Source organism: Limnobacter sp. UBA3528, assembly GCF_002377005.1.
Lineage (GTDB): Bacteria > Pseudomonadota > Gammaproteobacteria > Burkholderiales > Burkholderiaceae_B > Limnobacter.
On sequence record NZ_DFOZ01000053.1, the window covers coordinates 44320 to 53812 of the forward strand.

Annotated in this window: 11 protein-coding genes; 8 read left to right on the top strand and 3 right to left on the bottom strand. The window is 52.7% G+C overall.

Annotated features, from left to right (window positions below; genetic code table 11):
• The first annotated feature begins 149 nt into the window (after positions 1 to 149).
• The 3 genes from B4N58_RS14435 (at position 150) to B4N58_RS14445 (ending at position 2760) form a co-directional block, all read left to right on the top strand.
• Positions 150 to 497 (top strand): c-type cytochrome, encoded by a 348-nt coding sequence (locus B4N58_RS14435; RefSeq protein WP_291750494.1) that lies wholly within the window; start codon positions 150 to 152, stop codon positions 495 to 497.
• Positions 498 to 507: 10 nt separating this feature from the next.
• Complete coding sequence (locus B4N58_RS14440; protein ID WP_040513807.1) at positions 508 to 1782, top strand: NAD(P)/FAD-dependent oxidoreductase; 1275 nt, start codon at positions 508 to 510, stop codon at positions 1780 to 1782.
• 207 nt (positions 1783 to 1989) lie between these two features.
• Complete coding sequence (locus tag B4N58_RS14445) at positions 1990 to 2760, top strand: esterase/lipase family protein (protein WP_291750495.1); 771 nt, start codon at positions 1990 to 1992, stop codon at positions 2758 to 2760.
• A 12-nt stretch (positions 2761 to 2772) separates the two neighbouring features.
• Here the strand turns inward: B4N58_RS14445 and B4N58_RS14450 are convergent, their stop codons facing one another.
• The 3 genes from B4N58_RS14450 to B4N58_RS14460 all read right to left on the bottom strand — a co-directional run bounded on the left by B4N58_RS14450 (position 2773) and on the right by B4N58_RS14460 (position 4746).
• A complete protein-coding gene (locus tag B4N58_RS14450; protein ID WP_291750496.1) occupies positions 2773 to 3147 on the bottom strand; it encodes a 5-carboxymethyl-2-hydroxymuconate Delta-isomerase in 375 nt (124 codons plus the stop codon).
• Positions 3148 to 3346: 199 nt separating this feature from the next.
• Positions 3347 to 4279, bottom strand: coding sequence for an alpha/beta fold hydrolase (locus B4N58_RS14455; RefSeq protein WP_291750497.1), 933 nt, complete (start codon positions 4277 to 4279; stop codon positions 3347 to 3349).
• On the bottom strand, positions 4279 to 4746 hold the full coding sequence (locus B4N58_RS14460; RefSeq protein WP_291750498.1) for a thioesterase family protein: 468 nt from the start codon (positions 4744 to 4746) through the stop codon (positions 4279 to 4281). Before B4N58_RS14460 ends, B4N58_RS14455 begins: the two co-directional genes overlap by 1 nt.
• 152 nt (positions 4747 to 4898) lie before the next feature.
• Here B4N58_RS14460 and B4N58_RS14465 point away from each other — a divergent pair, with 152 nt between their 5' ends.
• The 5 genes from B4N58_RS14465 (at position 4899) to B4N58_RS14485 (ending at position 9378) form a co-directional block, all read left to right on the top strand.
• The gene (locus tag B4N58_RS14465; protein ID WP_008253293.1) at positions 4899 to 5111 is read left to right on the top strand and encodes a hypothetical protein; all 213 of its coding nucleotides are present in this window, start codon (positions 4899 to 4901) and stop codon (positions 5109 to 5111) included.
• 3 nt (positions 5112 to 5114) lie between these two features.
• On the top strand, positions 5115 to 5894 hold the full coding sequence (locus tag B4N58_RS14470) for a hypothetical protein (RefSeq protein ID WP_291750499.1): 780 nt from the start codon (positions 5115 to 5117) through the stop codon (positions 5892 to 5894).
• 485 nt (positions 5895 to 6379) lie between these two features.
• The gene (locus tag B4N58_RS14475; RefSeq protein WP_008253044.1) at positions 6380 to 6604 is read left to right on the top strand and encodes a hypothetical protein; all 225 of its coding nucleotides are present in this window, start codon (positions 6380 to 6382) and stop codon (positions 6602 to 6604) included.
• 161 nt (positions 6605 to 6765) lie between these two features.
• Positions 6766 to 8184 (top strand): UDP-glucose dehydrogenase family protein, encoded by a 1419-nt coding sequence (locus tag B4N58_RS14480; protein ID WP_008253043.1) that lies wholly within the window; start codon positions 6766 to 6768, stop codon positions 8182 to 8184.
• Between the two features lie 69 nt (positions 8185 to 8253).
• Positions 8254 to 9378 (top strand): beta-ketoacyl-ACP synthase III, encoded by a 1125-nt coding sequence (locus B4N58_RS14485; RefSeq protein WP_291750500.1) that lies wholly within the window; start codon positions 8254 to 8256, stop codon positions 9376 to 9378.
• Positions 9379 to 9493 lie beyond the last annotated feature (115 nt).

The following is a 9493-nucleotide window of genomic DNA, read 5'->3' on the forward strand; positions in this document are numbered from 1 at the left end:
AAAAACTGCTTGCCTGTACCTGTTACCACGCTAGAATCAAAGTGGATTGCGCTTTGTGTCGGCTAATTGACACTGCATGCGTGATGATTCATATTCGATCCGTACACCCCATAAAAGCGTTTAGAGATATAAGAACTGGAGGCACAGCAATGACTGAGTTAAATCAACGCGCCGCACGCCTGCTGACAAGCATGGCATTGGCCTGCAGCACCCTGCTGTTGGGCACAGGCGCAATTGCCAACGAACTGACACCCGAGAAAAAACTGCAAGCTGCCAGCCTGGCCGCCACTTGTGCGAACTGCCATGGCACCAATGGCCAAGGTGTGGAAGGCAGCGCTGTGACCGGGCTTGCCAACCTGAGTGTTGAATACATTAAAACCAATATGATCTGGTTCAAGACCGGGCAGCGCCCCGCCACTGTGATGCATCAACTTGCCAAGGGTTACACCGACGAGCAAATCGACATCATCGCCAATTACCTCGGCAAGAAAGACTAAGGAGCGCACCATGCAAAGAAGACAATTTTTACAAACCAGCGCATTGGCCACAGCCCTGTTGGGAGGCATGCCCCTGTCAGCCACTGCAAAAAGTGCCAAAGGCAAAGTAGTGGTAATCGGTGGTGGTTACGGCGGCGCAACCGCAGCCAAATACCTGCGCATGTTGTCCGGTAACCAGCTTGACGTAACCTTGGTTGAACCTAACTCCACCTTTGTTTCCTGCCCCATGAGCAACCTGGTGGTGGGTGGCATTCGCAAGATCAATGAAATCAGCACACCCTACACTGGCCTGACCCGCAACCACGGCGTCAAGATGGTCAAGGATTATGTGACTGCCATTGACGTTGAAAAACGCACAGTGAAACTGAAAAACGGCAAAACACTGCCCTACGACAAACTGGTTTTGTCACCGGGCATCGATTTACAGCTCGACAAAATCGAAGGCCTGGCTGCAGCCAATGCCAGCGGACAAATTTTGCAGGCCTGGAAAGCCGGCCCTGAAACAGTGGGTTTGCGCAAGCAACTGGAAGCCATGCCCGACGGCGGCACCTACATTTTGAACGTGCCACTGGCACCTTACCGCTGCCCCCCCGGGCCTTATGAACGCGCCAGCATGGTGGCCAACTACTTCAAGCAATACAAGCCGAAATCGAAAGTGCTATTGCTTGATGCGAACGCCGACGTGACATCGAAAGGCAAGTTGTTCAAAGGCGTGTGGGAAAGCGAATACAAAGGCATTCTGGAATATCGCCCCAACATGAAAGTAACCGGGGTGGATGGCGCCACAAAAACCGTTCGCTTTGAATTTGAAGAACCCATCAAGGGCGATGTGCTGAACATTCTGCCTGAACAGCGTGCAGGCAAACTGGCGGTCGATTCTGGCATTGCCAACCTGAACAAGCGTTGGGCTGAAGTGAACTACATGACTTTTGAATCGACTGTTGCGCCCAATGTGCATGTGATCGGCGACTCGGTGCAAGGTGCGCCCATGATGCCGAAAAGCGGCCACATGGCCAACAGCCAGGCCAAAGTGGTGGCAGCAGCCATTGTTGCCCAACTTAGCGGTTGGGAGCCCAATGCTACACCATTGACCAACAACACCTGCTACAGCTATGTGACCACCAGCAACGTGATTCACGTGGCCAGTGTGCATGTGTACAACGCTGAAAAGAAAACCTTCCTGACTGTGGAAGGTTCGGGTGGTGTGTCTGCAGCCCCCAACGAACTGGAAGGAACTTACGCCTGGAATTGGGCCCAGAATATTTGGGCAGACACATTGGTATAAATTCCTTTGGATTGATTGGTTCACCCCGAAAAGCCGGCAAACGCCGGCTTTTTCTTTCAAATTGCTCCGGATTTACCCGAGGTTTTGTTCGATTTACTCAACAGGCGTGTTTTTTGACCGTTAATTGAATTGTAGTAAATGCGCATACAAGCGTAATTTGAACAAAACGAGCCAGCAAACCTGAAAGCAATTAAAAGGGGACAACAAATGGCCGCTCAAACACCTGCATCCAGCCATCCCAAACTGGGCGTGGCCGACGTTGCCAAACTTGCGGCCCGCGAAGGGTATCTGTTTGGCTTGAGTTTCCTGTTTCGCCAACGTGTGGCGCAATTCGTTCCTGAATTCAGCCCCAATTTTCACAATCGGCAACTGCCAATCGTGTTCATGGTGCCTGGCTACATGGAAAAACCGGGCTGCTTTGCAACCCTGTATGAAGAACTGCTGTGGAGCGGCGTGCGCGTGGCCCTGTATCAGCCACGCTACGTGCTGGCATCAGTGCACGACATGGCCCGCGATTTTGGACACTACATGGACACAGTGCTGGAACAGGCTGAATGTGAAGATGCCAACACCTATCTGGTGGGCCATTCCATGGGCGGGCTGATTGTCCGCAAAGCCATGAGCACGCGTTGGCACAGTCACACGCAGGTGCAACACCTGTTTACACTGGCCTCGCCCAACAATGGCACACGCATGGCCCACCTGGGCGTGGGCGATTGCGCAATCGACATGCTACCCAACAGCGACTTCCTGAATGAATTGAATGTAGAAGACGACGCGCACCGCCAAAAAATGAGCAGTGTGATCGCCATTCCTGACGCACTGATTTTGCACCATCGATTTGCCCACCTGGAGGGTGCGGCGAATCATGTCATTGACCGCACTGGCCACATGGCCTTGCTGGACGAACCACGACTGATTGAATTGTTGAAACGAAAAATGCAGGGCCAAAACCCGCATCAATTGCTGGGCGCCTGATTCCCCCTGCGATTAGCTGCGTTTGCTGACCGATTTGAAATACAACTCGGATTGCATTTCGCGCACATGTACGCTGATTTGGGTTTGGGGGCCGTCGGCCTGAAGGCAGGTTCTTTCAAGCACTTTGAGCAACACCTGCCCCAAGTGCTCTTGTACAGTGAATTCACGGCCACTGAGTAACTCGACCGTGGCTGCAACAAAAGCGTGGTCACCGCTTTCTGAAGCAGCCACGCCCATGCGGTACGAACGTAAACCATGAATTCTGGTTTTGATATCAGCATCCATGAAAATACCGAGCCCAATCAAAGCCTTATTCACCTGGAGCAGCACCCAGGACTCATCCAGATTCTGAAGGTTGTCACTGTATTCAATCGTAATGTGGGGCATAGTGAAAGCCTGTGTATGTGACAAAACCGTGAAAGTTCATGGTTTTGTCTAGTATAAATTACCTACAAAACTGCTTGTCGTTCCAAAACCTTAGCGCGACAATGTTCACATTGAGCGCTGTAACAGTGTTCAACCTCATGTCTCCTCTTCTCCGCAAGCGAGAAAGGTTAAGCCGGCTTCTCACGAAGTCGGCTTTTTTTTATCCTGCGTTTGCTGCCTGCCCAATGTGCGCCTCAATCAACTGCGCCAGCACCTCAGGCTGATCGTGATGCACCATGTGCCCTGCATTGTCGACAACCACGTGCTTCCAATTGGGCACACAGTGGAAACGGGTACGGAACGCGTCAAAATCAACCGGCTCACCAGCGCGACTCAACCACATGCCAGCCTCAGTCTGTTTGGCTTCCACATGCAACACTGGGGATTCAATATTGCTCCAGCAAGCCTGTGCCTCGGCCAATCTGTAACCAATGGGGTTCATGATTTTGTGCGCAGCATCGCCCAATAAGCTATAGCCATCGTTCTCTACCCGGCTCCAGAACTGCGCCAGGTACATCGCCTTCTCATCGCTCAGTCTGTGGTTGGTTTTTTGCAAACGCTTGGCCACCGCCTCCAGGCTGTTGTAGGTGCGCAATTCTTTGGGCGTTTTAATTTCATCAAGCCAATTGGAATAGCGCTTGGGTGCTTTCTCGGGGGGCGAGTCGAGCATGCCAAAACCTTCCAGGTTCACCACGCTGCGAATACGCTTTGGCCGCACACCGGCATACATCATGGCGATATTGCCACCCATGCTGTGGCCTACAAGGTTCACTGGCTGCGTGGGCGAGAAGTGATCCAGTAAAGCATCGAGATCGGCCAGGTAGTCTGGAAACCAATACGAACGTATGCCGGGCGAACCGTCTGCCACCGGCCAATCACTCAAACCAAAGCCACGCCAGTCGGGGGCGATAACCCGATAATCTTTTTTCAGGGCATCCACCACAAACTGGTAGCTGGCGCCCACATCCATCCAGCCATGCACCATGACCAGCAATGGCGCATCTTGAGGGCCCCAGCAATGCAAGTGGGTACGCAAACCGCGCAGGTCCAGGAAATGTGATTCGTGGGTTTTTATCGGAATGTAACTGTTCACTACTGGCTCACTGTGCTGACCGATGCTTTGCCGGCCAAGGCTTGTTGAAAGGTATGAAGAACGTCAGCGGGCATGGGCACCACTTTGCTGGCGTTGTAATTGAAAAATACGAACCCTGACTTGGCCAGGGCGATCAGGCGGCCATCCGCAGGGCGTGTAATCCTGAAAATAATGTCACAACCGTATTTGTTGAAATCCATCAGCCCCACTTCAAACAAAAGCTGATCCCGCGCATGGGCTTCGCTTTTGTACATGGTGGCCAGGTCGGTCACGATAATTCCGGTTTTGTCTTCTGACAGTTCAGGCACACCCATTTGAAACAAAAACCGGGCGCGTGCCTCCGAGATCATGGAGATCATTGAATCGTTGGCCAAATGGTTGCCCGCATTGATGTCGGTAATACGCACCGTCAATGTGGTGGTGTAAACGAAGTTATCGTCTGGAAAATCCAGTTGCAGGCGAGCCATGAAAAATCTTTGATTTGTTAGCGCTGAGTGAAAGTGTATGCGATCTGCCCCCGTGCTGAATTTGACCCAGCACTCTAAACGGGAAAGAAAAACTGTCGAATTCGATATTTCAACTTATCATTCATCAAAACTTAACAAAACCGGAGACCTGCATGCCCAAACTGGATGCCGCATTGATCGACGCACTGGGAGAACCCATGCCCGAACTGGAGCAGCTTAGTGCTGCCAATCAAAAGAAGCTGGCCGCTGACCTGGCCGCCGCCCACCAAGCCCACGATGCTTTCTTGAAGCAAAGCATGGACAACGCGCTGGAACACATTCCCCGCTTGTTGCGCGGCACTGTTAAAAAAATTCTGGGGCTTTAAAACATGGACAGAAACACTGAACTGCGCCGCTTGGCGCAAGCACTGCACAAGTCAGCCGATGACCTGGCGTACCTGGACAAACTCGACGCCTTGGCTTTGCAAAAGCTGCGCACCAATTTTCAAAATAGCCTGTTGAACAAGTTCGGCCCAGTGTTTGAACGCATTGCAGGTGCAGGCAAATTGGCACCCGATTCCATCAGCGCCACCCTGTGCACCAAGGTGTTTGGCCCGGCGATTACGGCCAATATGTCTTACTTCACCCCGATGAGCAAAGCAGTCAGCCTGTGCAAACTGTTTGATGCCGACTTCATGGCTGAAGTGGCTCGCGAGCAAATTCCGGAACGCGCAGTGGACATGTTGGCTGAATTGCCTGTGGAGCAGCTGAAAAAAGTGACTGCCAAGCTGGTTGAACATGGCGACTTTCACGTGCTGGGCGGTTTTACCGACTATATTCCCGAGAAAAAAGCCATCGAGATCATGGAAGTGATCAAAGACCCGGCCGCCAACCTGCACATTTCCTTTTATGCGCAGCGCAAAGACCGCATTGCCAAGTTGGCCAATATGCTGAACGACGAGAAGTTGATTGAACTGATCGCAGCGGCCTTTGCCGACTCGGGCTTGATGACTGAAGTTGGGCTGATCACGGCTGAAATGGATGCAAAAGCACAGGAACGCATGGCCAAACTAACTGATAAGGTGAACAAAACCTACCGGGATCTGGCCAAGGTGAAGGCGGAAGAACTTGGATATGCAGACCGCTTGAAGGCTTATTTCGCGGCTTGAGTCATCGGCTTGGAGCCCGATCAGCAGCGATGTCCCGATCGATTTGCCTTCAAGAAAACCTGCCCGTTTGAACTCACACGCAACGCTCGGCGACTAGCCGACAACTTGCTCGACCATCTTTTTTGTCGAGCAAGTTGAGTCAGTGTGACTTCAAAAAGGGAAGTACAGGTTTTCTGGCAGGCGATTGGGATTCGCGCTGAGTGGGCGACAAAGACACACTGGGTGGGCGGGACCAACGCTGAGTGGGCGGCAAAGACGCGATGAACAGACCTTTAAAAATTAATTGCTCACAAAAATTTACCAATATAAATATCATATAAAACAATCACTTGTAATTCTTAGAATAAATATTCGAGTATTTTGACACTTTGTCAATTGACATTGAGTGCACAACTGTACACAATACAACTCATGCAAACACAACAAAGTTTGCTGGGTTAAAGCGAAAGCCCCGATTTCGCATCCAATGTAAAAGGGATACCAAAATGAAAAACTTTATCGACTCAGTAGTTCGCACACCAGGCATCTTGTTCATGGCCATGTTGACCACCGGCTTCACCATCAACGCAGGTGTTCAATACATCAACGCCACTGGTTTCGAAGGCCCTAATTTGTTGGCTGCAGGTTGTTTGGTTGTTGGTCAGGTTGCCTTGGCAGTGGTTCATCAAATGCGCCGTTTCGGTCAAGACAACAAACTGACTTTGCAATAATGCGGGTGGTGAAAAGGCGGTAACCCTACCGCCTTCGCCACAACATCGTCTCTCCCCCTGCTTCCCTCCTCCGCTGTCACAATCCAGTCTTAAATCTGTCAAACGCAGGCAACACTGCCGCAACACACTGCTCGCATTGATCACTCATCAAAGCAAAGCACATGCGCGTTTCTATCATTGGTAGTGGATATGTAGGCTTGGTTACAGCCGCCTGTTTGGCCGAAGTGGGCAACAAAATTCTGTGTTGCGACATTGATTCCGCCAAGATCGCCCAACTCAAAAATGGTCAAAGCCCGATTTACGAGCCCGGCCTGGATGAGCTGCTGGAGCGTAATATTCGGGAACAGCGCCTGGATTTCACCACACGCATTGAAGATGCGGTTAACCATGCTGAGCTGATTTTTATTTGCGTGGGCACCCCACCCCGAGAGGACGGCAGTGCCGATCTGCGCCATGTGCTCAAAGTGGCCCAGCAAATTGCCACGCACATGAATGGCTTTAAAGTGGTGATCAACAAGTCGACGGTGCCTGTGGGCACTGGCGAGCGCGTGGCTGATGAGGTGCGCCGCGTGCTGGTGCAGCGCAATGCCTTGCACGCCTTCACCGTGGTGTCGAATCCGGAATTTTTGAAGGAAGGTGCGGCAATCGACGACTTTCTGCGTCCCGATCGCATCGTGCTGGGTACCGACAACACGCCTGCTGGCCAACGCGCCCTGCGCATGATGAAGTCGCTGTATGCCCCCTTCCAGCGCCATCACGAGCGCCTGATGTGCATGGACGTTCGTTCTGCCGAGCTGACCAAGTACGCCGCCAATGCCATGCTGGCCACACGCATCAGTTTCATGAATGAATTGGCCAATCTGGCTGAAAAAATTGGCGCCGACATTGAACAGGTGCGCGCAGGCATAGGCTCCGACCCCCGCATTGGCTTCTCCTTTTTGTATGCAGGCTGCGGTTACGGCGGCTCGTGCTTTCCCAAAGACGTGCGTGCCTTAATTCAGACCGGTGAAGAGGCTGGCGAGAACCTGTCCATTTTGCGGGCGGTAAACCACAGCAACCAGCGCCAAAAACGCGTACTGGTTGAAAAGATTATTGCCCGCTTTGGTGAAGACCTCAGCAACATGACCTTTGCCATGTGGGGCCTGGCCTTCAAGCCGGAAACCGATGACATGCGCGAGGCCAGCAGCCGCACCATCGCAGCCGAACTGGTGCTGCGTGGCGCCAAAGTTCAGGCCTTCGACCCGGTGGCCAACGAAACAGCCCGCCGCGCCATGGAAGAAGACCTTGCTACATTCAGGCAAGACGGACCTTTGCTGGGCGAATTCGAAATTGCAAAAACCCAGGAAGAAACCCTGTTCAATGCCGACGCCCTGATTGTGTGTACCGAATGGCGCATGTTCAAAAGCCCCGACTTTTTGATGCTGAGCCGCACGCTTCGCCAAAAGGCGGTGTTCGACGGCCGAAACCTGTACGACCCCGCGCTGCTGGCGGATTATGGCTTGATTTACGAGGGCATTGGTCGCAGGGCCGAACCAGCGGATCAGGGTATGTCCGTGGAACAAATGCGCCTGGCGTCTTAAAATTTAAGGCCATTGCCTTTATCATTGCGCAAGAGACAAAAAACCAATCATCCACCCAGGACGAGCGCAATGATCAAGGTAGCCATCAGCGGCACGGGGCTTTTCGTACCCAGCCAAACCATCACCAACGACGAATTGGTGGAGTCGTTCAATGCCTATGTGGCAAAGTTCAACACCGAGCATGCTGCTGAAATTGCCCGCGGAGAACTACAGCCACTGCAGCCTTCCAACTCGGCATTCATCGAAAGCGCATCGGGCATCAAGCAGCGCTATGTGATGGAAAAAGAAGGCATTCTGAACCCGGATCGCCTACACCCCTATTTCAAGGAACGTCCGAATTCCGAACTGTCGATGATGGCTGAAATCGCCGTGGACGCTGGTCGCAAAGCCATGGAAGACGCGGGGCTGACCGCTGCCGACATTGATGCAGTCATTTGTTCAGCCTCGAACATGCAGCGCGCCTACCCGGCCATGGCCATAGAAATTCAGGAAGCCTTGGGCATTGAAGGTTTTGGCTACGACATGAACGTGGCATGTTCCTCAGCCACCTTCGGTATTGAACAAGCGGTAAACGCAGTGCGCAGCGGCACTGCCCGTGCTGTGTTGATGGTGAACCCGGAAATTACGTCAGGCCACCAGGCGTGGCTGGATCGCGATTGCCACTTCATTTTTGGTGATGTGTGTACCGCCGTGATTGTGCAGCGTCTTGAAGACGCCAAGCCGGGTAGCTGGGAGGTGTTGGGCACCAAGCTGGCCACCAAATTCTCGAACAACATTCGCAACAATTTTGGTTTTTTGAACCGCTCCGAGAGCGCAGACCGCGGTGGCCGCGACAAACTGTTCATGCAGGAAGGCCGCAAAGTATTCAAGGAAGTGTGCCCCATGGCTGCCGAGCACATGAGCACCCACTTGCAAAGCCTGGGCTTGAACTCCGCGAGCGATGTTCGACGCTACTGGCTGCACCAGGCCAACCTGGCCATGAATCAGCTGATTGCCAAAAAATTGCTGGGCAGCAGCGAATTCACGGCCGACAAAGCACCGGTCATTCTTGATGAGTTCGCCAACACCGCGTCTGCGGGTTCGGTGATTGCATTCCATCGTCACAAAGATGATTTGGGCAGTGGCGATGTGGGCGTGATCTGCTCGTTCGGCGCTGGTTATTCAATTGGCAGCGTGGTGGTTCGGAAGACCTAAGCCATTAAGCGCCCTGCGTCGTTGGGCTGTGTGCCGGCTTGCTCAGGTGCATACCCTCTAGCGCCAGAAAACCTGATTCTCCCTTTTTGAAATTCACCCTGACTCACCTCGCTCA

What these genes read in the sequence shown, in the direction of transcription:
- B4N58_RS14435 (WP_291750494.1), top strand. Translation starts at nt 150, where the DNA reads ATGACTGAGTTAAATCAACGCGCCGCACGCCTGCTGACAAGCATGGCA.
- B4N58_RS14440 (WP_040513807.1), top strand. Translation starts at nt 508, where the DNA reads ATGCAAAGAAGACAATTTTTACAAACCAGCGCATTGGCCACAGCCCTG.
- B4N58_RS14445 (WP_291750495.1), top strand. Translation starts at nt 1,990, where the DNA reads ATGGCCGCTCAAACACCTGCATCCAGCCATCCCAAACTGGGCGTGGCC.
- B4N58_RS14450 (WP_291750496.1), bottom strand. Translation starts at nt 3,147, where the DNA reads ATGCCCCACATTACGATTGAATACAGTGACAACCTTCAGAATCTGGAT.
- B4N58_RS14460 (WP_291750498.1), bottom strand. Translation starts at nt 4,746, where the DNA reads ATGGCTCGCCTGCAACTGGATTTTCCAGACGATAACTTCGTTTACACC.
- B4N58_RS14465 (WP_008253293.1), top strand. Translation starts at nt 4,899, where the DNA reads ATGCCCAAACTGGATGCCGCATTGATCGACGCACTGGGAGAACCCATG.
- B4N58_RS14470 (WP_291750499.1), top strand. Translation starts at nt 5,115, where the DNA reads ATGGACAGAAACACTGAACTGCGCCGCTTGGCGCAAGCACTGCACAAG.
- B4N58_RS14475 (WP_008253044.1), top strand. Translation starts at nt 6,380, where the DNA reads ATGAAAAACTTTATCGACTCAGTAGTTCGCACACCAGGCATCTTGTTC.
- B4N58_RS14480 (WP_008253043.1), top strand. Translation starts at nt 6,766, where the DNA reads ATGCGCGTTTCTATCATTGGTAGTGGATATGTAGGCTTGGTTACAGCC.
- B4N58_RS14485 (WP_291750500.1), top strand. Translation starts at nt 8,254, where the DNA reads ATGATCAAGGTAGCCATCAGCGGCACGGGGCTTTTCGTACCCAGCCAA.